Source organism: Sphingobacterium sp. UBA7625, from assembly GCF_002484085.1.
GTDB classification, from domain to species: Bacteria; Bacteroidota; Bacteroidia; order Sphingobacteriales; family Sphingobacteriaceae; genus Sphingobacterium; species Sphingobacterium athyrii.
This window is the reverse complement of sequence record NZ_DLJD01000027.1, coordinates 1-23589: the sequence shown is the minus strand read 5'-3', so window position 1 is coordinate 23589 and position 23589 is coordinate 1. Positions and strand designations below refer to the sequence as shown.

The window sequence follows — 23589 nt, the reverse complement described above, 5'->3', positions numbered from 1 at the left end:
AATGATATTTCCTTATTGGTTATGTGTTCAACAATGTTTTTATTAACTTCACGGGCATAATAAACCACAAGTAACGGACAACAGCTTATGACAAATCAGAATTTCCCTGAAAATGAATGGCGAAGGATAGAGAAATTAAAGTCCTATGAGTTAATGGGGCTAGGGAAAGACCCAGAATTGGATGTGTTTGCACAGGCTGCCTGCTTGATTACGGATTCTCCTGCTGCACTGATTGCCATGATGGAAGAGCAAACACAACGTATACAGAGTTGTGTTGGCATGGAACTGGATACCGTCGAAAGAAAGAATACCGTCTGTCAGTATACGATCATGAGCACAGAGCTACTTGTCATAGAGGATACCTTTGCGGATCCGCGCTCATCCTCCAATCCGCTGATACGGGAAGGCAATATTCGTTTTTATGCCGGGGTGCCGCTAATGGATGAGGATGGGGATGTATTGGGAACTATTTGTGTGATAGATTTTCAGCCCAAGTCGCTTTCTGATAGGCAGAAACATTTATTGGAAGAGCTTGGAGTGGGTGTAACCAAGATTCTTCTTGGAAAAAAAAGAAAGCGACAGGCTGGATATTTCTCCGAAATCTTTCAGCTGACAAATAACGTCATTTGTGTATTAGACCAAGATTGTCAAATTAAAGATGTCAATCCTGCTTTTACAAACGTATTGGGGATTTCAAGATCAGAAAGTATCGGACAGTCCTTACTGACGTTATTGCAAGATGATACGAAAACGCTGGCTTCCGATTTGAAGCGGATCGTGACGGCAGATTATGGGATTCAATCCACCTCATCAACACCTCAAAAGGATGGCTCTGAGGTTATTATCGAATGGCATTTTAAGTATGATGCGATCAATCATGAAATTTTAGCCTTTGGGCGTAATGTCACACAGGAGCGTCAGGAAAAAATGAAGCTGGAGAATTCGGAACGTCGCTTCCGAAGTTTTTTTGAAAATGCCATCGGTTTGATGAGCATGCATGATATGGAAGGTAATATTCTGGCGGTCAATGAAAAAGGTAGGGCGGTGTTGAAATATGAACAGCATGAGGTTAAATCGCTCAACCTGAAAAAATTGGTTCCGCCACACCATGTGGGACTGGTGGAAGAATACCTAAAGCGAATCGTGCAGAATAAGGAGGATTCGGCGATGATGGTGCTACAGACGAAAGACGGTGAAAATATTTCCTGGCTTTACCATAATATGGTCGAAGTGGATGAAGAGGGCAAACCCTATGTGGTCAGTACGGCATTGAATATGACCGATCGCCTGCGTCTTGAAAATGATCTGCGGCATACCAAACAGATCCTGGAACAGACCAATGCTGTCGCCCAAGTCGGCGGATGGGAGGTAAACCTTGCAGAAAATAAAGTCTACTGGTCCGATTCAACAAAATTAATTCATGGTGTTGATCCGCATTTTACACCTGATTTTGAACATGCTATTGGCTTTTATGAAGCGGATAGCCAAGTAGCACTGCGGCATATATTCGAAGAATCGGTCCGTAATAGAAAACCCTATGATACGGAACTTCGCCTGTTAAAACAGAATGGAGAAACAATCTGGGTCAGGGTAAAAGGAATCCCTGAATTTGAGAATGATGTCTGTAAGCGGGTATTTGGTATCATTCAGGATATTGATAAGAGTAAATCGCTGTATCTTGAATTAGAACGTAAAGAATCCATGTTGCGTGCGTTTGTAAATTACGTGCCCGCGTCCGTTGCGATGTTCGACCGTGATTTTAATTATGTGTCGCTGAGCAATCAATGGATTGAAGATTTTCATAAGGATGAAAATCAATTGCTCACCAAAAACCTGTTTGAACTTTTTCCGGATATTCCGGACCAGCGAAAGAAAATCTATCAAGATGCATTGCAGGGCATCCCCTATAAAAATATAGACGAAGTTATTCAGGTCGGCGGAATTGCCGAACCACAACACTTCAACTGGGAAGTACGGCCATGGCATCTGACAGATGGCACCATTGGGGGAATTATTATTTTCACGCAAAATATCACGGAATCTGTCCTAATAAATGAGGAGTTAAAACTTGCAAAAAATATGGCAGATCTGGCAAGCAAGGCCAAGTCTGAATTTTTGGCCAATATGAGTCACGAAATCCGGACGCCATTAAATGGTGTGATCGGATTCTCGGATTTGTTATTGAAAACTCCGCTGAATGATACGCAAATGCAGTATCTGGGCTATATTAATGAATCCGGCAACAGTTTATTGAACATTATCAACGACATTCTGGACTTTTCGAAGATCGAGTCCGGAAAATTGGAACTGTTTGTCGATAAGCATAATGTATACGATATCGCAAACCAAGTGATCAATGTCGTATTATACCAGGCGCAAAGAAAAGAGGTCGAATTGCTTTTGAATATTGAGCAAGGATTGCCGGCTTTTGTATGGGTTGACGAAGCACGCATTAAACAAGTCCTTATTAATTTATTGGGCAACGCGGTTAAGTTTACTGAGCAGGGGGAAATCGAGTTTAAAATAAGCAAGCTTCATCATGACAGCGACAAGCTAAGCCTGCGTTTTGAAGTACGTGATACGGGGATTGGAATTCCTGAAGAGAAACAGCAGCGTATTTTTGACGCTTTCACGCAGGAGGACAGTTCCGTCAGCAAACGATATGGTGGAACTGGGCTTGGACTGACCATCTCCAATAATTTATTAAAGTATATGGGGAGTAAGCTGAACTTGATCAGCCAATTGGGCAAAGGATCAAGGTTCTACTTTGATATTGAAGTTTCTTGTGAAGAAATGGAAAGCCAAGATGCCGATTTGCCATTAAATAGGGTGCTTGTGGTGGACGATAATGCCAACAATCGTATTATTCTGCAACACATGCTGGCTTATAAACAAGTTGAATCTGTCCTGGCCGAAAATGGTATGGAAGCATTGCAGCTGCTGATGAAGGGCGAACGCTTTGATGTGATCTTAATGGACTATCATATGCCTATTTTATCGGGCCTTGAAACCATTGAAAAGATTAAGGAGCTCTTTCGGAAACAAGGTGAGGGGATTCCGTTGATTGTATTGCATACATCTTCTGAAGAACATGAGGTAATTTCGGCATTTAGACAGGAGGAACGCTCGTTTTGCCTGCTGAAACCCATTAAATCGGATGAGTTGTATCAAACCTTGCGCAGGGCAATCCAACAGAATAAAGAAGAGTTGGGACAGGCGAAAGCAAACCTATCCTTGCCTACGGAATCCTATGGTAGGGGAATCCGGGTGCTACTGGCTGATGACAATGCGGTAAACATGGCGTTGAATGTAAGAATGATGGCCAGTATTATGCCCGATGCTATTTTAACAGAAGTGTCAAATGGGGCAGACGCAGTTCAGGCATGTGAGGAAGTAAATTTCGATCTTATCCTGCTGGATGTGCAGATGCCGGAAGTGGACGGTATCGAAGCAACAAAACAGATCCGTCAGATGAAACAATACCAAGATACGCCCATTATCGGTATCACTGCCGGCAATGTTTCGGGAGAAAAGGAACGCTGTTTAGAAGCTGGCATGTCTGACTTTTTAGCTAAACCTATTCGTCTGCAGGATTTGTTTAATGCCTTGCAGCAGGCAATGTTATCGGTGGAAGTTTCTGGCACACCAGAAATTGAAGCAGTTGATTTGGCTGCACATTTGGATGTGCGACGTCTGCATGAGCAGGCTGGCGATGATCCTGCATTTTTATCCTTTTTCCTCGATTTGGTTATCAAGGAAATTACATCCTCGAGAGCACAGATCACCGAAGCAAAAAGGGAAAATGATAGGAAGCGTATCAAGGAGCTTCTACACAAATTAAAGGGAACCTCTTCAACTGCCGGACTCATTAAACTGGCCCATTTAACGAACGAACTTGAAGCCAATATGTCATTTGATACCGATCTGTCAAAAGCCTTTGCCGTTATTGAAGAAGAAATGGAGATCGGATTGGATTTGATTACAAAAATTTTAAATAAATAGGAATATGTTGATTTTAATTGCCGAAGACGACGAGTTAATTTTGCGCACCGTAGAACACAAGTTAGTAAAGGAAGGACACGAGGTTGTCTTGACCAGAAATGGTCAGGAAGCTATTGAAAAAATTAAGGAATCAGATTTTGATCTGATTGTGACGGATATTATGATGCCATTTGCATCGGGAATTGAAATTCTTTCGGCGATCAAACGTCACGGAAAAAAAGTCCCTGTCATTGTGTTATCCAGCATGGGACAGGAGGAAGTGGTTGTGGATGCCTTTGACCTGGGCGCATCGGATTTTATGGTTAAACCATTTAGTCCAAACGAGCTGATCCTGAGAATAAAACGCTTAACAATTAAATAGACTGCGATGAGTTTCCATCATATTGTCCTACATGAGCTTATCCTGGCGATTGTTGTCGTCTTGATTCTGGTTCTGCTGCTGATTATTACGGTACTGGGCTATAGCTTTTATAGTTATAGAATCTTGCACAATCGACACAGCTGGAAACAGATCATTGAGTATAAGATTATGGAGCGGGTTGTGGGAAGCGATGGAAATGACGAGCAAGACCGCGAGTTCAGCCGGCATTTAAAGGAGCCTTCATTTCGAATACTTTTTTTGGAGATACTGGTAGATTCTGGCCGCAAATTTTCAGGAACAACCAAAAAAGCCATCAATAGGTTGTTTTATGATTTTAAATTGGAAGACGAAGCCTGGCGAAAGCTACGACAACGGAAAGCCTATCTCGTGGCTGGGGGTATACAGGAACTGGCTGAGATGAAGGTTGAAGCGGCAATTCCGGAGATAAAAGCTAAACTAAATGATGATCGTACCGTGGTGTATCAGGAAGCACAATATGCCATGGTGACTTTCCGGGGCTATGAAGGCCTGGAATTTCTGACACATTTTGATAAACCGCTATCAGACTGGCAGCAACTACGCTTATTGTCCTCAATTCATCATATACCTGAACTTTCGGATGTTCAGGCTTACACCTGGCTAAAGAGCACAAATGATTCGGTCGTTATATTTACCTTACGTCTTATCCGTAAGTTTAGGCTGATGGCATTTTATACGGCAGTATATGAGCTGCTTGATCATACTTCCACGTCTGTTCGTGTGCAGGCCATACGCACCATGCAGGCTATAGAAAATAGTGCGACGATCAGTCAATTTATTGCCTGCTTTGATCAACAGCCCATTGATGTACAGCTCGAAATTCTAAAATCCATGAAGGTGGCTAGGAGCAAGGAAAGTGAGGGCTTTCTGAAGGATCAATTGTGGAATAATGCCGCCGTATCGATTAAAATCCATGCGGCTGAGGTGCTCGTGGTTTTAGGAGAAGGACAATATTTACGCGAAATTTCGCAAAAGGCAGATACTTACGACGAACTTATACAAATTATTAAACACGCTTTGCAAGAGAAAAAATGTTAGAATTTTCCCATATCGTCTATGAAATTGTAGTTTGGCTATTTTTGCTTTATTCTGCCGCCGTATTTATTATCTATACATGGATAGGTTTATATGCCTATGGAGCCGTATTTCGCTATAAACATAAAAATGCATTTACCGATTATGGTATTATCGCTACTAATCCCAATGCACCTACCTTCAGTCTGATTGCACCGGCCTATAACGAAGGCATGACCATCATCGAGAATGTACGCTCTTTATTGTCCCTGTATTACCATAATTTGGAAATTATCATTGTGAATGATGGGAGCAAGGATGATTCCATGCAGAAATTAATTGCGGCTTATGAGCTCGAACCTTCTTCATTTTTCGTGCAGGGAAATATTGAAACCAAGGCGATCCGAGGAATCTATAAAAGTAAAAATCCAGCCTTTAAAAAACTTATCGTTGTCGATAAAGAGAATGGCGGTAAAGCGGATGCACTTAATGTTGGTGTTAATATTTCTGCCGGTGATTATATCGTCTGTATTGACGTGGATTGTATTCTGGAACAGGATGCGATCTTAAAATTGGCTAAGCCATTTTTGGAACAAACAGACAAACACGTTATTGCCTGTGGTGGCGTAATACGTTTGGCCAATAATTGCAATGTGGTGAATGGCTCTGTGACGGATGTCAATCTTCCGAAGTCCTGGTTGGGACGAACACAGGCTTTGGAATATATCCGTGCCTTTATTTTGGGTCGGATGGCTTGGTCCAGGGCTTCCGGATTGATCTTGATTTCTGGAGCCTTCGGGGCTTTTGATCGTCAGATCGTTTTGGCTTGCGGTGGTTATGACAGAAATACGGTGGGTGAGGATATGGAACTTGTTGTTCGTATGCGGCGTTATATGGAAGAGCAAAAGCAAGCCTATGAGGTCGTTAATATTCCGGATCCCCTATGCTGGACAGAAGTACCGGAGTCAAAAGAGGTCTTGCGCAAACAGCGCAACCGTTGGATGAGAGGTACCATGGAGACCTTATGGAAGCACCGCAAGCTGATGTTTAACCCCAAGTATGGTCGTTTTGGTATGATCAGTATGCCTTATTGGTTTTTATTTGAGTTTTTGGGCCCCATTGTCGAGTTTACGGGTTACATCGTTTTCGTGATCTTTTTTATTTTAGGAATTATTAACTGGCCCTTCTTCTTCGCCTTATTTGCGCTGGTCATTGCTTCTGGAATTTTATATTCCATCTATGCCATCCTGGTTGACCTCGTCAGTCATCAGGTTTATACAAAGAAACGAGACCTCTCCACCTTAATTGCAACCGCTGTTCTTGAACCGCTATATTTTCACCCCATTGTTGTTAAAGCCGGTGTACAGGGCGTGGTTGATTACTTTCGCAAGCAACATGGCTGGGGTGAGATGACAAGACAAGGCTTTCAGCAAAAAGAGGCGAATGAGTCTGTATGGACATACTTGGGCAAGCGGTTAATTTCGGCATTGCAGCGAATAGGTCCTGTTATGCTGGTTTTCTTTGTGCTGTATATGTTATCCATTGCGATAGAATGGTGGTGGTATGGCCGGCGTTTTGCCCAGCTTGCCGAAGCGGGGGCAGGGAAATACCTTGTTGGAGATAACCTGCTTTTTGCCTTTCAGGTATTGGGCTGTGTGGGTATCGGGTATTTATTGCTTCAGTTTTTAAGCAGCTTCTGGGCCAGGATCCTGTTGGTGCTGTCGTTTTCAGCTATTGTTGTCATCCAATTTATCCTGTTTTTGTATTTTGGAGAATCGAGAAATCTGCTCGGAGCAGATATGTTTTATTACAGTTCCGAAGAGATGAAGCAGATTTTGGAAGCCAGCGGCATGTTGAATTTTACAAATATTGCTTTGCTTTTAGTATTGATTGTGATTGCCTGGGTTCCCCTTTGGATGGCCAATAAACAGACTTTTAAAAAGGCTTATGTGGGCATTGCATGCTTGTCTTTGGGCTTTGGGGCCTGTTTTATTTCTTCGGCTTCGATTTTGGGAAATGCTTCGGCAAAAGACGAATTCGTGGCCAATGCAAGCCGCAGCAAATGGCGGTATTTTTTTGAATCCAACTTGTCAGATTATGTGGAGGAACATCCCGGAATGCTGGCTGCCCTGTATCAAGATGATGTGGATCCAAAGGAGCTGGATAGTAAATTTCCTTTTTTGAAAGCTGAAGATACCAAAGATTTTCTGGGAACTTATTTAAAAAAGACAGCAAAGGCGCCGAATTTGGTCATCCTTGTGATTGAAGGTTTAGGACATGCCTATAGTTCAGAAAATGGCTATATTGGCAACTTTACACCCTTTATAAGCACATTAAAAAAACAATCCTTGTATTGGGATAATAATATAAGTTCCTCCGGAAGGACATTTTCCGTATTGCCTACCCTAACCGGTTCATTGCCTTTCGCTGTGCATGGTTTCCTCGAACAGGATACATTGCCGGATCATTTTAACCTGTTCAATATTCTGAAGCACAATGGTTTCAATACGGGGTTTTTCTATGGTGGTCATTCTAATTTCGATTTCATGAAAAAATTCATGGACTATAATCAAATCGATAGACTCATTGACCAGGATGCTTTTGGTCCACCGTATAGAAAGTTACCGGAAAAAGGCGGGGAAAGTTGGGGATATGAAGATCAGGCCGTGTTTAGTAAATTGCTTGAAGTACAGAAAGTGCAGGAGAATCCTTATTTCCACGTCCTGCTGACACTGTCTACACACAATCCATTTTTGATTAATAACACAGCCCATTATGAGCAGTTATTTGATCAGCGAAAAGCATCCTCGGAGCTGTCGCCAACGCAAAAAAAGTGGGCCATGGAAAACCGGACGCAGCTTGTCTCCGTCTTAAATTTGGATGATGCCATGGAACAGTTTTTTAAGGAATATAGAGAAAGGCCCGATTTTGCAAATACCATTTTTGTGATCACAGGAGACCATGCCATGCCGGAGATACCTTTGCAAAGCAAAATCGACCGTTATCATGTGCCACTTTTGATTTATTCACCGCTCTTAAAAGAAGCAAAGACCTTCCACAACTTTGTGAGCCATTTTGACGTAGCCCCTTCGTTGCTGGCCTATTACAGAGAAAATTTTGCGCTAAAAACTCCAGCTCAGGTGACCTGGATCGGCCAGGGACTTGATAAAGGTGTGTCGGCGAAAGGAGAGGGGATTGCTATGATGCAGAGCAAAAATCAACTGGCTGACTTTGTACGCGGTAATTATCATCTATCTGAAGGGCAAGTATATCAGCTGGACGGAACCCTCAATGAGGATATTGCTTCGGATGCTGCAAAAGAAGAAATGTCCAAGCGCTTTGAACTGTTTAAGCGCAAGAACAAATTGTTTTTTACTCAAAAACGACTGCTACCGGACAGCGTTTACAGCAATTATTTTGGTTCCTTGAAAAAAGACTAAAATTTGCGGATATAACCCAGAATGATGTCCAATTGATTTCCCTTTTCTTTTGGTCTGAACTCTTGGTTATAATAGGTGCCAGAGATCGAAAATAGGTTACTTTGTTTGACCGAGAAATTGTACTCTGCACCCACTTTAAATGTTTTTAATTTGTACTGTGCGTTATCTAATAAATTGTTACGGTTTTCCTCGGGACTCAAACCTGTACCAGCGCTAAATCCGAAATAATCGTTTGCACCTTTGGTATAGTAACGTACTGTTCCGGTATAAGATTGGGAAATATTCTTCTCGCCGGGTGTGAGGTATGTTCTCAGATTGAACCAGAAGTTTTGATAGTACTTTCCGACAGAAGCCGTATACATCCAGATATTGTCGCTGAAATAGAGTTGCCGGTACCCAATTTCCCCTTCAAAACTATGCGGTAAGTTGGCGTATAAGGAGACACCTGTACGGTATTTGGCAAATATGCCCACATTATTGGAGTAAGCTGCTCCAACATAGAGATAAAACAGCTTGGACAGCCGTGGGTAAGCTTCCATTTCAAATTGTACACCGTTTTCCGCAAATTTATTCGCATAATTTGTTCTAAAAATCACAGATCCGATGGGAGTAGCACGTTTATAGCTCAGGCCAACGATGTGCCAGTTATTGTCAAACTGCTTGTCAAAATAGACGAAATTATAGGTTAGGCCAATGGCGTTTTTAGCGGTATATTCCTCAATGTTTTTGGCCAAAGACCGCGCTTCCGCATTTTTGGGGTCGATCTTGAGGAGTTGATGAACAGCATTTTCGGCGACCTCGTAGTGATTGGCGCTATAGTTGATCTTTGCTTTTAACAAAAGCAGATCCTGTGATTGCGGATGAAAACCCAGCCCTTTGTCGGTCAGCTGGCTGGCTTTCTCAGCCCGGTCGTTCCAGTACTCCAGCGCTGCATAGGCTAAAAAGAAGTCTTCATCTTTTGTGTCTTTCAGATCCAGTTCGTTAAAGAGTGTCCGGGCGGAGTCAATCTTGTCCGACCACGTGTAAAGGCGTCCGAGGAAAATGCTGATGTCTGTATAATCCGGTGCCTGTAGCAGTGCCTGTTTCGATAATCGAATGGCCTGCGGATAATCTTTTGAATCAAAGGCTACCTTACGCGCTTTGGCAAAGAGATCATCAGCAGTGATCTTTGTCTCTTGGGCAGTTGAAAATAAAGGTAATAAAGCGAGGGATAGTAACGGATAGATTACTTTTTTCATTCCAGATTGTATAGTTGACATTTTAGCTTGCTAATATATAAACTAAAATTAGAAAATATTGTTTGCCAATGCTTGTTTTAAAAATGAATTTTCATGATAAATAAGGAGCTCCCCGCCGGCAGGTGAGCTCGTTACGTCATATTTTAAAAAGAAAGCTTCAAAAAACGCCAATGAAGCGTATCTACAAGGGTCAATTGATTAGTGTCTACAGGCAGCTCTGCGGCCATTTTGAGTACCTGCATGGCCATCATACTCCCTATTATACCCGGTAAAGGACCCAGCACACCATTTTTATCACAGTTGGGCACCTGTTCGGGGGGAGGAACTGAGGGAAACAGGTCGAGGAGATGTTTACTGCCCTGATAATTAAATACGGCCAACTGTCCTTCAAATCTGTGTATACTTCCATAGACTAAAGGTTTATTAAGCTTTAGACAGGTCTCATTGAGCAGGTAACGTGTCTTAAAGTTGTCGCAGCAATCCACAATGATATCATAAGGTCGAAGAATTTCTGCTGCATTGTCAATATCGATTTTAACCTGTATGGGCCGGAAATCAATTGTACTGTTGTGCTGTTGCATAAAGTCAGCGGCGCTGCTGGTTTTGGTTTTATGGAGTTGCTTTTCGCCATGGATCACCTGCCTATTGAGGTTATGTAGTTCTACCCGGTCAAAATCGGCCAAAGCAAGCACGCCAATGCCAGCAGCTGCCAGATATTGCAATACGGGACTCCCCAGCCCGCCGGCTCCAACGATCAGTACTTTGGCATTCATGATTTTTCGTTGTCCCGAAACACCAATTTCCTCGATAAAGATTTGTCGGCTGTAGCGTTCGAAAATAAAATCCTCTTTCATTCATTTAGCGAATTAGTCCTGAATAAGTACTTTCCCAATCTTTCATCACAGGTGCGTATCCCATTTTTCGGATTTGATTTTTTATGGTTTCCATATCCCGCTCATCGCTGACCTCAAATTGCTCCAGGGCTTGCGGATCAACAACATACCCGCCGGGGTTTGTTTTGGAAGCTGCACTCATTGTTGTTACCCCGATAGGGATGATATGATCTCTAAAGCTTTCATTTTCCCGGGTAGAAATGGAAATCTCCAGGTTTTCATTCCATAACCGGTAAGCACAGATCAATTGCAGCAGATGTTTGTCCGAAAGATGAAAATTGGGAGTGACCGAACCAGCTGCTGGCCGCAGTCGCGGAAAGGAAATGGAGTACCGGGTCTGCCAGTAGTTTTTTTGTAAATAGGCGATGTGGGCCGCGGTAAGGAAGCTGTCCACACGCCAGTCTTCCAGTCCGAGTAACACCCCTAATCCGATTTTATGGATACCTGCCTGCCCGATGCGGTCCGGAGTGTCCAAACGGTAATCAAAATTCGATTTCTTGCCTTTGGGATGGTATGTCTTATATACTTCCCGATGATAGGTTTCCTGGTACACTAAAACTGCATATACACCCGCAGCCTGTAACAATTGATATTCCGTTAATTCAAGAGGTTGTACCTCGATGGATATTTGGGCGAAATGAGGTTTAAGCAGCTCAATCGCCCGAAGGAAATAATTAATTTCCACGGTCTTGTTTGCTTCACCGCTGACCAATAGTACATGATTGACCCCCATGGATTTGAGTGCCATCGCTTCCAGTAACAATTCAGTGTTGTTCAACGTTTTGCGGCGAATCTTGTTGTCCATGCTAAACCCGCAGTAAGTACAGATATTCTGACATTCATTGCTGAGGTAGAGTGGCGCGTAGAGTTGTATCGTCTTGCCAAAGCGCCGTTGTGTGATCTGCTGTGCCTTGACAGCCATTTGCTCCAGATAAGGTGTTGCGGCCGGTGAAATAAGGGCGATGAAATCGTCGAGTGTCAAATTATCCCGGTTTAATGCATGGCGGACATCCCGATCCGAGGTCCCATAAATCTTTGCTTGGACTTCTTCCCAGCGATATTGCGCGAGTAGCTCTTTAAAATCAGTCATGGTGTTGGATCAATCGAATAAAAATGAAGTTAGCGGACTTGAACTGACTGCCCGCGAAGTAATGGGGCCTAATCCTGCTTCATAAGCCTTGCGCCCGGCACTGACTGCTTGCTTAAATGCTGCGGCCATCTCTACCGGATTATTGGAAATGGCAATTGCCGTATTGACCAGCACGGCATCTGCACCGATTTCCATCGCTTTAGCAGCATCAGAGGGAGCTCCAATTCCGGCGTCAACGATTACGGGGACATTGCTTTCCTCGATAATGATTTCCAGAAAGTCTTGGGTACGAAGTCCTTTGTTGCTACCGATCGGTGCACCTAAGGGCATGACAACGGCAGTACCTGCGTTTTCCAGACGTTTACAAAGTACAGGGTCTGCATGAATATAAGGCATGACGACAAAGCCCAGTTTTGCCAGCTCCTCTGTCGCACGCAAAGTTTCAATCGGGTCAGGTAGCAGATAGCGGGGGTCGGGATGAATTTCTAGTTTTACCCAGTTTGTTTCCAGCGCTTCTCTGGCTAGTTGGGCCGCTAAAACCGCTTCCGCCGCTGTTCTGGCACCCGAAGTATTGGGAAGTAAGTCTATTTTTGTCAGGTCGAGTGCAGCCGTCAATTCGTCCTGCACGGCGAGCTGATCGATTCGTTTTAGTGCAACGGTAACGAGCTGCGAGCCGGAAGCCCTAACGGCCGCGCTCATTTCATCTAGATTGCCGAATTTGCCCGTCCCCATAAATAATCTGGATTCAAAGCTACGATTGGCTATGTGTAGTGTGCTCATGGTAAAAGATTTTTAATGGATGAAATAATATTTGGTGTCTGCGTGATCAATCCTGATACCGCTACACCATAAACTCCTGTCTCTGTTAAGCGTTGGATGTCTTCAAGGCTGCTGATCCCACCGATAGCGAAGATCGGAACAGGAGTAAGCTCCTGCCGGTGGATTTCCCGGATGATATGTTCATATCCGGCAATACCCAATAGCGGACTGAGCTTTTGTTTTGTATAAGTATGTTTATAAGGGCCGAGTCCGATGTAATCACATTTTTCAGCGATCCGCTGTTGCACATCTTCCAGGCTATTTGCTGTCCCGCCAATAATCTTTGCTGCTCCCAGCAACTGGCGAGCTTCTGCTATACCGCAATCCGTTAAGCCAAGGTGTACACCATCGACATCCAGCTCCTTTGCTAGCTGCACATGATCATTGATGATACATTTGGCTCCAAAGTGCTGGCAAACCTGTAGCACTTGCTGCGCAAGCAGCGAGAATGCAGATTCATCCGCTTGTTTCCATCGAATCTGAATCCATGTGGCACCTGCATCCAAAGCTTTTAAGATGTTATTCTTTTGGTCTGCCAAAGTCAGTCCCTGGGAGATATATTGTAGTTTTTCGAGCATAGCTGTTTGCATGTGATAAAATGTTGAATAGGGTCAGGATCTTGCCATAGGGCGCCCAATAAGGCGATCCCGTCTGCTCCTGCCTGGATGGGGAGTAGGCCGTTTGCGGCTGTTATCCCTCCCAGACCAATTAAGCGGACATCAAAATTGGACCGTAGTGGCAGCTGGTCCAATAGAGCATTGTCGCGGCCATAGCCTATTTTTGAGATGCTTGGAAATAAGGGACTTAAAAAAGCATAATTCCAGTGTGTGTCCAAGGCATTGAACTGACTGATATGGTGGACCGAAGTCGAACAGATGTTCCCGAAGTGATGCCGGTCGAACTGGCCGCTTTGCCGATGATGTTCATTGAAGTGAATTCTGCCGATTTGAAGTGCATCTGACAGCTGCGGATGGGAGTGGAGAACCAATCGATCGTGGTATGTGGCATCTATAGATGCCACATACCGGTACATCTGCTCATCTGTGAAATGATATTTTCGCAGATGTAGGAGATCGAGCCCCTGTTCAAAGAGATGATGTATGATGTCCATTTCCGAAGCAACTTCCTCCGCTGCTGTCAACGCAATGATCATAAGTAGATTTCCTTTCCTTGGGCGATGAATTCCTGTGATTTTTCCAACATGCCCTGTGCGGCGGTATCCCGGATTTCCTGTGTAATTTTCATGGAGCAGAATTTCGGTCCGCACATGGAGCAGAAATGGGCTACTTTGGCAGCATCTGCAGGTAAAGTTTCGTCGTGGTATTCACGGGCAGTGTCGGGATCCAATGACAAGTTGAACTGATCCTCCCATCGGAATTCAAATCTCGCTTTACTCAAGGCGTTGTCGCGATACTGTGCTCCAGGATGGCCTTTGGCCAGATCTGCAGCATGCGCAGCCAGTTTGTAAGTAATGACCCCATCTTTCACATCTTTTTTGTTGGGGAGTCCAAGGTGCTCTTTTGGTGTTACATAACAGAGCATGGCACAGCCATACCATCCAATCATTGCCGCTCCAATAGCCGAAGTGATGTGGTCATATCCCGGTGCGATATCAGTGGTCAGGGGGCCTAAGGTGTAAAATGGCGCCTCGTCACAACATTCCAGCTGCTTTTCCATGTTCTCTTTGATCAGCTGCATAGGAACGTGGCCCGGCCCTTCGATCATCACCTGTACATCATGTTTCCAGGCAATCTTTGTCAACTCACCCAGGGTTTCGAGTTCGGCAAACTGGGCAGCGTCATTGGCATCTGCAATGGCGCCCGGACGCAAGCCATCACCGAGCGAAAAAGCAACATCATACTGCTTCATGATCTGGCAGATCTCTTCAAAATGAGTATAAAGAAAGTTTTCCTGATGATGAAAAAGACACCATTTGGCCATAATGGATCCACCTCTTGATACGATACCGGTTACGCGCTTTGCTGTTAAATGAATGTAGCGCAGTAGGACACCGGCATGGATGGTGAAATAAGAGACACCCTGTTCAGCCTGTTCAATCAGCGTATCCCGAAATATTTCCCAGGTGAGATCTTCGGCAACCCCTTTCACTTTTTCGAGCGCCTGATAGATCGGGACAGTACCTATCGGCACGGGTGAATTGCGGATAATCCATTCGCGGGTTTCGTGGATATTTTTGCCTGTAGACAGATCCATGATCGTATCGGCGCCCCAGCGGCAGGCCCAGACTGCTTTTTCAACCTCTTCTTCAATGCTGGAGCTGACCGCACTATTGCCGATGTTGGCATTGATTTTTACCAGGAAATTACGGCCGATAATCATCGGCTCGCTTTCAGGATGATTGATATTGTTCGGAATAATTGCTCTGCCGGCAGCGATTTCCTCCCGGACAAACTCCGGTGTAATATATTTCCCGGCAGTTCGGGCGCCAAAGTTCTCGCCCGGATGCTGATGATCCATACCGGGGGTACTATCAGCCAGCTGTGCTATCCGTTGGTTTTCGCGAATGGCAACATATTCCATCTCAGGCGTAATGATACCTTTTCTGGCATAATGCAATTGTGTCACATTTTTTCCCTGCGCCGCAACCTTGGGTTTATGGCTGTAGGCAAATCGAAGCTCGTCCAGTGTTGTATCCGCCAGACGTTCCCGACCGTAAGTCGAGCTGATGCCTTCCAGCTGTTCCACATCCTTGCGGTCCAGGATCCATTGATCCCGAAGGCGGGGAAGCCCCTTGCGGATGTCAATTTCCTGCGTCCCGTCTGTGTAGGGACCTGAGGTATCGTATATGGTAATGGGCGGATTTACTTCGATCTGGCCATTGCTCAATTTGGTAGGGCTCAACGAAATTTGACGCATAGCCACTTGGATAGGATAAAGCGTTCCGGGGACAAAAACCTTGGTGGAATTTGGAAAAGCGGTCTGTGTGATTTTTTCTGATGTCATGTGCATGGGAATTAGGTATATTGATTTGAATATGTTCCATGGGGAGTTAACCACCTTGTGTAGCGGTAATAAGCAGGATCTGGTCGCTGGATTGCAGGTGGGTTTTGGACCAGTCGTCTTTGGGAATAACCTGGTTGTTGAGTGCTACAGCGACACCTTGTGTTTTACCGGAAAGCTCAACCTGTAAAAGATCGGCTAAAGAGTTGGGCGCGGGGTCGAAAAATCGGATGTGATGATTGATTGTAAGTTCCATTCCTTTTTATTTTTTTGGTAAAACTTTAGGAATGGCCACAACAAGATACAGTAATGTATCCGGAAGACAGCTTACTTTTCCCTACGCCAGTATGATCTGGATCAGGTTATAAGGGTAAAATCTCAGCCTGCACATGCAGACACCCCTAAAGTTGGAACTAATATAGGACTATTTTGATGAAAAATCCAAAACATCGTCATTAATTTTAAATACTTCCCAACAGGACAGTATAGTTTACAATGTTGAAAATAATTAATATATTCGTTTTTGGATCAACTAAAACAATTTAACACCTCTTGTTTTTCTGCTGAATCCATCCATGATCGTTCAGGATGTAAATTCAATTCTATTGTGGGAAAAGCAAGAAATCAACATGTATAAACCAACTATGCGGAAGACTTTACTGATGACGATGCTGTGCATGGGCACAGTCCTATATGCACAGCAGCGAAAAGAATGTGTACCCATTGCGCTTAGCTGTGAGCATCTCCAAAATCCATTGGGTGTAGATAGGCAAAATCCCCGTTTGAGCTGGCAACTGGCTGATAAACGGCAGGGCGCAAAGCAATTGGCTTATCAAATTATGGTGGACACAGATTCAATGGCATTGGTGAAGAATAAAGCCGGTAGCTGGAATAGTGGAAAGCAGTTAAATTCCGACATGTTGATCCATTATAAGGGACGGGCATTGAAACCGCAGACAAAATATTTTTGGAAAGTCCTGGTCTGGGATAAAAATGGACGGCCAAGCACGTCTTCCATTGCTTCATTCGAAACCGGTATGATGGGAGTGGAGCACTGGAAGGGAAAATGGATTAGCGATAACCACAATATCCATGAACAGCCTGCACCTTATTTCAGAAGAACTTTTAAAGCTGCCAAACCGATCAAGTCGGCTCGTGCTTACGTTGCTGTGGCGGGACTTTATGAACTATCGGTAAATGGCGAAAAAATCGGCGATCACAGGCTGGATCCGATGTATACCCGATTTGATAAACGTACTTTATATGTGGTGGAAGACGTCACCCGGCAACTTCAACAGGGTGACAATGTCCTCGCCGTTGTCTTGGGAAATGGCTGGTATAATCATCAGCCTCTGGCGGTATGGGATTTTGACAAAGCCCCCTGGCGTGACCGCCCGACATTTTGTTTGGACCTGCGCATTGTTTATCAGGATGGCAGTGAGGAAACCATAAGCTCGGATCAAAGCTGGAAAACTGCTGCAGGACCTATCCGCTACAACAATATCTATACGGGCGAGCATTATGATGCCCGTCTGGAGATGCCGGGATGGGATATGCCGACCTTTGACGACACGCAGTGGCATACTGTTCGGTATCGGACCCCACCCTCCACAAACATTGTCTCACAACAGACGGTACCCATACGCCTGGTCAGATCGTATGAACCGAAATCAATGAAAAAGATCAATGACAGTACCTATGTCTTTGATATGGGACAGAATATGGCTGGCCTGACAAAGATCAAGATGCAGGGGAAAGCCGGAACTGTGGTCAGGATCAAACACGGTGAACGATTGCATGCAAATGGACGCTTGGACCAGTCGAATATTGATGTTTATTATCGTGGGAATAAAGAACTGGAGCCCTTTCAAACTGATATTCTGACGCTGAGCGGTAGGAAGGAGGATGAATTTATGGCGAAATTTGGCTATAAAGGTTTCCGCTATGTCGAACTGAGCTGCAGTGAACCGGTAGTGTTGGACAAGTCGGCTGTTACGGCTTATTTTATGCATAGCGATGTGCGCCCAATTGGCCAGCTGAAAACCTCCTCTGCCCTGATCAATGGATTATGGGAAGCAACCAATAACGCCTACTTATCCAATTTGATGGGCTACCCCACGGACTGTCCGCAGCGGGAGAAAAATGGCTGGACAGGGGATGGTCACCTCGCCATTGAAACAGCTTATTATAATTTTGATGGCATCACGGTTTACGAGAAATGGATGGCCGACCATCGGGACGAGCAACAGGAAAACGGTGTGTTGCCGGATATCATTCCCACTGGGGGCTGGGGGTACGGTACGGCAAATGGCTTGGACTGGACAAGCACCATTGCTATTATTCCATGGCAGACCTATCTGTTTTACGGCGATGCAAGCTTATTGGCGGAATGTTATGACAATATCAAACGTTATGTGGATTACGTGGACGGAATCAGTCCCAGTGGACTGACTACCTTCGGTCGGGGGGATTGGGTACCGGTCAAATCGCAGTCTAATCTTGAACTTACCTCATCGGTGTACTTTTACGTCGATGCAACGATACTGGCTTCCGCTGCAAAGATGTTTGGAAAAACAGCCGACCAGCAGAAATATGAACAATTAGGCCAAAAGATCAAAGATGCCATCAACGCTAAATTTTTGGATACGGAAAAGGGGATTTACAGCACGGGAACACAGACCGAGCTAAGTGTACCTTTATATTGGGGCGTGGTACCAGAAGCGATGAAAGCCAAAGTCGCTGCCAACCTAAATAGCAAGGTAGAAGAGACCAATTTTCATCTGGATGTTGGGGTGCTGGGGGCGAAAGCACTCTTGAATGCATTGAAGGATAACGGCTATGACGAAACGGCCTATAAAGTCGCGGTACAGGATACCTATCCCTCCTGGGGATGGTGGATTGTCAATGGGGCGACCACCTTGCTCGAAAACTGGGATCTGAACGCCACGCGGGATATCTCTGATAACCACATGATGTTTGGTGAAATCGGAGGCTGGTTTTTTAAGTCCATTGGCGGCATTCTGCCGGATCCGGCGCAGGCTGGTTTTAAACATGTGCTATTAAAACCCATTTTTCCGAAGGAGCTCAAGGAGTCCTCTATTACTTATAATTCGCCCTACGGAAACATTGTGTCCAGCTGGAAATCGAACGGAGATAAGGTCGAATATCAGGTGGAGATACCGGCAAATGCCAGCGCAACCTTTTATCCGCCAGCAAATATCCGCAATGGTAAAGTAATCCAATTGGAGGCAGGGAAACATAACCTCAATTTGGAATTGAAATAATTGGCCTGGATCCGCTTTCGGTCCGCCTCTTGTTTGGCTATTGGCAAATATAATCGGCATTTGATACGAAGAAAAGGGGCGTGCTTAGGGAAGTAAGATATATAAACTTACGATTGTACTTAGTGGAATGGTTAAATTATCATAGCCATCTTTGCTCAGGGCTTCAGCGAATGTAGCCATGAGTGCAATCGTGGTTATTATAGTGAGTTCCTGAAAGTCGAGACTCGAATCATGAGCGTATTTCCAGATAAAAAAGGTCAGAACAATCGCACTGATAAAGAAAGCAATTGATCCTAACACAGTTTTTTTTGCGCCTAGAACCATATAAGGGCCTAGCGGCCACTTTTTGCCAGATAATGCGGCCATAGGATCACAGATGGCTAAGGTAGCCAAGGGGAGATAATAGAAAATGTTACGATCATCCAGATAGGTCTGAGTTACAAAGCAAAGATAGACTGCGGCTGGATAGGCTAGGCTACCTGCAGATTTCCGGTCAATAGCATGAATAGATTGCAATAAATTAAATTTTAGGGATAGGACCACAATCACTGCAAATACCCCGCAAAGAAATAATACTGACCAATGACTTGCAAGTAAAATAGGGAATAACAGTGAAATAATGCCCGTACCTATGTGTACGAGTTTTCTTGTGAATTCAACTCTAATCTTAAAGCGGTGGTATAAAATTTCAGAAAGGGCAAATAGAAGCAAAAATAGCATTGCCAATAGAAGCATATTTGATAAGTCGTTTTTCATGATCATATTTTTTATAAATAAACTAACCAATACATTGCTCCGGAGAACATAAAGCTATCGAAGCGATCCAATATTCCACCATGTCCCGGAATTAATCGACTATAGTCCTTAATTTGACATCTGCGCTTGTACCAGGAAGCTAAGAGATCTCCAATGAGCGCAAAAATGCAAATGAGCGCTGCTGTCCATACTGTTAATCCAATTGAAAAAGGGATGTAATGAAAAAGGAAAAGACTGGCCGATACTGCCAATATCAAACCTCCAATTAAACCTTCAAAAGTTTTGTTGGGACTAATCTTTGGGATAAGTTTTCGTTTTCCCACCAATTGACCACTAAGTTGGCTGAACCCGTCAAAGGTGACGACTATAAAGTAGACGAAACAAATACGCTCTGTTGGTATCTGATAGCAGAACTTAACGAATGCCAATAGGATAATGAGGTAAATAAATAAGATAAAATAGAAGAAAAAAACTGGTCGTTTGGAAAATGATTGGGCTTTAAAAATTTCATAAATACCGACTATGCCAATGCAAATAGCCAGGAGTTTTATTTGTTCAAAATAAATGGACGAGAACACCAAGCTTAGCACTAGAAAATAAACTCCGAGTTTTAACCAACGCGCTTTGGCTCGATCAGCTTGACTGTCCTTATTGAGATACAGTGTAACTAAAGCACCTATTCCAAAAAATAATAGCAATATATTCGCAATAAACAGATACATGGTCAACCTTCTTTTTGTTGTTGGATAAGGAATATGCTCTTCAAATTGGATTGCAGCTTTGGTAAGGTAATCACTAGAATTAATTCCTCCAGGTAAGCCAGATAGCTCACGATCAACATCAAATGAAAATAGATTGCATGAAATCCTAGTACGAAGTAGCTAAAGATAAATATGCCCTGTAAATAGCCAGTTATTTTATAAGACCATAAATGAAAGCTGGGGAACCGTTGGAATCGGATAAGTGCATATACTTGTGGAACGATCCATAAGACAATAAGAATCATAAATTGGATTTTATAAGTCGCTACGAAAGCTTTTTCCAGTGTTATCATTCCCATGAAGGCCATCAGGTATGTTCCTATGTCCGCAACCGAATCCAGTTTAGCTCCAAATTCTGTCTGAAGTTTAAATAGTCTGGCGATTAATCCGTCGAGTATGTCCGTTATAAGGTTTATAGACAATAATAATATAAAGAGATTCCTATTTTCAATTAATATGGCATAGCTAATAAAAGGTAATGCTAGTAGGCGGTAAATGGAAAGTGCATTTGGCACATTCCATCTATTTTCTTTTTTTGTTTCCATTTTTATATTGTTTTTTTTCTGCCGAATTTTTGATGTGCCTGCGTAAACTGGCCTGCTGACAGGGCCGCAGCAATAGATAGTTCGCCTGCAAGTACAAGGGCTGCGGCTATCTCGGCATATTTTATTGAGTTTCCTTCTCCGTAACAATCCATGATCTCCAAACATTCCTTTTGAGTAGGGAGATTTGTACCTCCGCCAACAGTCCCTATGATCAGGTTTGGTAAGGTGACGCTGGCATAGAGTGATCCATCTTTATTTAATTCCATTCTTGTGATGCCGGTAGCAGCTTCGGCTACACAGGCAACATCTTGGCCTGTAGCTAAAAATAGGGCTGCCAGTCCATTGGCATAGTGACCGTGCGCGCCTATGGCAGCGCTTTGGATGATCCCCATGGTGGAGCTACGCCAGTATCTATCCACAAGTTCGGCGGATGTTTTGAGTACTTCCGATACAATGCTGGCCGATAGTTCTATTTCTGCCGTTACTTTCTTACCTCTAACATTGTTGAAGGAATTTGCCGTAGCCTTTTTGTCGCCGGAACTGTTCCCCTCAATAAACCAGTGCGTAGGCTTAACTGGGCAGAGACTGACAATAAACCGACAGATAGCATCTGTACAGATGGTGACCATATTTTGTCCCGCCGCATCTGCGGTGAAATATTCAAATGAGATGGTCAGATGATTGCCTTCAATCTGGATTTTTGTGTCCGTTAATTTTGCAAAACGACTTGTTTTCTTAACGATATCCTGAAGACAGTCTTTCTCAGCAAGGAACCACGAAACGAAAAGGCTTAAATCATTTAGGTTTTCAAATTTGAATACGGGACTTCGCTGAACACCTTCTTTTAGACAGATCGATGTGATTCCTCCTGCCAGCAGGCAGGCCCTTGCTCCACGATGATAAGAAGCAACCAACGCCCCCTCACTGGTGGCCAATGGGACATAGTATGTGCCGTTGGCAGCAGTTCCATGGACTTTTAACGGACCGATAATCCCTGTTGGCACTTGACTCATACCAATGAAGTTCTCAATATTTCCATTTAGTAGCGATAGGTCGATTTTTGTATCGGTCAATGTAGGAAATTGCTGGTTCGTTTTTTCGCTTAGGTAGCACCGTAGTTGCTCCGTTCCTTTGGTGCTAATCTCCGACGAAAAAGGTAAAGCACATAAGTTTTCAGCTTGATCAACTGATTGCGGAGGTATTTTTAGCGATGTTTTCATATGCAGATTTTAATAAAATGACTTTTTGTTTTGTCTAACAAATTTATTGTGATAATCGCATTCTAAATTGTGGTAAACAATAAAAAATATTTTTATTTTTGTGATAATCGCAAAAGCCAATAGATCTATGTATCAAGAAAAGCTGATCCAGGAAATACAACGAAAAATAGATGCAACGAGGTCGGTCATCGAGGCTATAGCAAGTGCACTTGATATCAGCTACGATGCGGCACACCGGAGAATTTCGATGAAGAGTAAATTTTCAATAGAGGAGACAGTGCAGCTAGCGAATCACTTTTCACTTTCTTTGGATAAGATGTTTCAGAACAGTGATCATGTTTTAGTGAAAAGGACAACAGAAATTCAGTCATTCAATGATCTGTCAAATTACCTCGAAAATTCCTTTAGGTCTTTAACAGAATTTAAGCCTAATCTTGAGACGTTCCTGTATTATTCTGCCAAGGATATACCGATCTTCTATACGATAAATACAGGATTATTATCTCGTTTTAAGCGGTATGTTTGGCTTAATTTATTGAGCCCGGATGAGTTGGAGGTTTCTTTTGAGTCGTTTTTGTCAAAAACACCAATGGACAATAGGGGGCAAAAGCTGAACGATTATTATTCGTCCATCAGAGTGAAAGAGATCTGGAATGATACCACGATCAATAGTACACTACAGCAGATTATGTATTTTTCCCAAGCGGGTCTATTGACGGCTGACAATGGGAAGACCCTCTGTGACCAGATCAAGGAGTTGGTGTTTTCATTGGAAAAAAAATGTATCCCGAATAACGATCAGTATCAACTATATTACCACGAACTCTTGATCTTAAACAATAATGTTTTAGTTGGAAACAAAGACAGAAAGTCGCTATTTGTTCCCCATACGATGTTGGGGTATTTCATTACAAATGATAAAGACACTTGCCAACATGCTTCAAATTTTTATCAGCATCAGCTTAAAAATTCAAGGTTGTTAAATACGGCCGGAACGCGGGACAAGAAAATGTTTTTTAACAAGGTTTATCAAAAGATTGAGCTTTATAAAGCACGGGTAAGTTCGGATAATGAAATTTAAGGCGAAGGAGGGGAGCGTTGGAGAAAAAGCTATAAACAAGAAAAGCCCATCGACTGATGGGCTTTTCTTGTACCTAGGGCGGGAA

Annotated in this window: 18 protein-coding genes and 1 riboswitch; of the genes, 6 read left to right on the top strand and 12 right to left on the bottom strand. The window is 43.6% G+C overall.

The annotated features are described in order from the left end of the window. The first annotated feature begins 87 nt into the window (after positions 1–87). Genes B4G94_RS11590 through B4G94_RS11575 form a run of 4 tightly spaced genes read left to right on the top strand, consistent with a single transcriptional unit; the run spans position 88 to position 8856 of the window. Positions 88–4002, top strand: coding sequence for a response regulator (locus B4G94_RS11590; RefSeq protein ID WP_286858995.1), 3915 nt, complete (start codon positions 88–90; stop codon positions 4000–4002). A 4-nt stretch (positions 4003–4006) separates the two neighbouring features. Further along, a complete protein-coding gene (locus B4G94_RS11585) occupies positions 4007–4363 on the top strand; it encodes a response regulator transcription factor (RefSeq protein WP_108632039.1) in 357 nt (118 codons plus the stop codon). 6 nt (positions 4364–4369) lie between these two features. Then, a complete protein-coding gene (locus tag B4G94_RS11580) occupies positions 4370–5440 on the top strand; it encodes a hypothetical protein (protein WP_286858993.1) in 1071 nt (356 codons plus the stop codon). After that, a complete protein-coding gene (locus B4G94_RS11575) occupies positions 5434–8856 on the top strand; it encodes a sulfatase-like hydrolase/transferase (protein ID WP_286858992.1) in 3423 nt (1140 codons plus the stop codon). The genes B4G94_RS11580 and B4G94_RS11575 overlap by 7 nt, the downstream gene beginning before the upstream one ends. On the opposite strand, the gene B4G94_RS11570 is transcribed toward B4G94_RS11575, so the two are convergent. The 8 genes from B4G94_RS11570 to thiS form a co-directional block, all read right to left on the bottom strand. Beyond that, positions 8853–10094 (bottom strand): YaiO family outer membrane beta-barrel protein, encoded by a 1242-nt coding sequence (locus B4G94_RS11570; RefSeq protein WP_108632900.1) that lies wholly within the window; start codon positions 10092–10094, stop codon positions 8853–8855. The two genes, B4G94_RS11575 and B4G94_RS11570, sit on opposite strands and share 4 nt — an antisense overlap. Before the next feature lie 143 nt (positions 10095–10237). Continuing rightward, the gene (locus tag B4G94_RS11565) at positions 10238–10948 is read right to left on the bottom strand and encodes a HesA/MoeB/ThiF family protein (RefSeq protein WP_286858991.1); all 711 of its coding nucleotides are present in this window, start codon (positions 10946–10948) and stop codon (positions 10238–10240) included. A gap of 4 nt (positions 10949–10952) precedes the next feature. After that, positions 10953–12077, bottom strand: coding sequence for a 2-iminoacetate synthase ThiH (thiH, locus tag B4G94_RS11560; RefSeq protein WP_286858989.1), 1125 nt, complete (start codon positions 12075–12077; stop codon positions 10953–10955). A 9-nt stretch (positions 12078–12086) separates the two neighbouring features. Next, positions 12087–12857 (bottom strand): thiazole synthase, encoded by a 771-nt coding sequence (locus B4G94_RS11555; protein WP_108632034.1) that lies wholly within the window; start codon positions 12855–12857, stop codon positions 12087–12089. Continuing rightward, positions 12854–13486 carry a thiamine phosphate synthase gene (gene thiE, locus B4G94_RS11550; protein WP_286858987.1) on the bottom strand — a complete coding sequence of 211 codons (633 nt, stop codon included), beginning with the start codon at positions 13484–13486 and terminating at the stop codon, positions 12854–12856. Before thiE ends, B4G94_RS11555 begins: the two co-directional genes overlap by 4 nt. Continuing rightward, positions 13438–14049, bottom strand: coding sequence for a thiamine phosphate synthase (locus B4G94_RS11545; protein ID WP_286858986.1), 612 nt, complete (start codon positions 14047–14049; stop codon positions 13438–13440). The genes thiE and B4G94_RS11545 overlap by 49 nt, the downstream gene beginning before the upstream one ends. Next, positions 14046–15860, bottom strand: coding sequence for a phosphomethylpyrimidine synthase ThiC (thiC, locus tag B4G94_RS11540; protein WP_108632031.1), 1815 nt, complete (start codon positions 15858–15860; stop codon positions 14046–14048). The genes B4G94_RS11545 and thiC overlap by 4 nt, the downstream gene beginning before the upstream one ends. Positions 15861–15906: 46 nt before the next feature. After that, positions 15907–16113, bottom strand: a complete 207-nt coding sequence (gene thiS, locus B4G94_RS11535; RefSeq protein WP_286858984.1) for a sulfur carrier protein ThiS — start codon at positions 16111–16113, stop codon at positions 15907–15909. 61 nt (positions 16114–16174) lie between these two features. Then, positions 16175–16270, bottom strand: a riboswitch (TPP riboswitch). 231 nt (positions 16271–16501) lie between these two features. On the opposite strand from thiS, the gene B4G94_RS11530 reads away from it, so the two are divergent. Next, positions 16502–19141, top strand: a complete 2640-nt coding sequence (locus tag B4G94_RS11530; RefSeq protein WP_286858982.1) for an alpha-L-rhamnosidase — start codon at positions 16502–16504, stop codon at positions 19139–19141. A gap of 84 nt (positions 19142–19225) precedes the next feature. Here B4G94_RS11530 and B4G94_RS11525 read toward each other — a convergent pair whose 3' ends face one another. From B4G94_RS11525 to B4G94_RS11510, 4 genes are read right to left on the bottom strand one after another with little or no spacing between them, the layout of a single operon-like run. Continuing rightward, positions 19226–19897: a diacylglycerol/polyprenol kinase family protein gene (locus B4G94_RS11525; RefSeq protein WP_286858981.1), complete on the bottom strand. Its 672-nt coding sequence runs from the start codon at positions 19895–19897 to the stop codon at positions 19226–19228. 11 nt (positions 19898–19908) lie between these two features. Next, a complete protein-coding gene (locus B4G94_RS11520; protein WP_286858979.1) occupies positions 19909–20619 on the bottom strand; it encodes a phosphatidate cytidylyltransferase in 711 nt (236 codons plus the stop codon). A 2-nt stretch (positions 20620–20621) separates the two neighbouring features. Then, positions 20622–21203, bottom strand: a complete 582-nt coding sequence (locus tag B4G94_RS11515) for a CDP-alcohol phosphatidyltransferase family protein (protein ID WP_286858978.1) — start codon at positions 21201–21203, stop codon at positions 20622–20624. A 2-nt stretch (positions 21204–21205) separates the two neighbouring features. Further along, positions 21206–22423, bottom strand: coding sequence for a hydroxymethylglutaryl-CoA reductase (locus B4G94_RS11510; RefSeq protein ID WP_286858977.1), 1218 nt, complete (start codon positions 22421–22423; stop codon positions 21206–21208). Between the two features lie 127 nt (positions 22424–22550). Between B4G94_RS11510 and B4G94_RS11505 the strand changes: the two genes are divergently transcribed. Then, complete coding sequence (locus B4G94_RS11505; RefSeq protein ID WP_286858976.1) at positions 22551–23504, top strand: hypothetical protein; 954 nt, start codon at positions 22551–22553, stop codon at positions 23502–23504. Positions 23505–23589 lie beyond the last annotated feature (85 nt).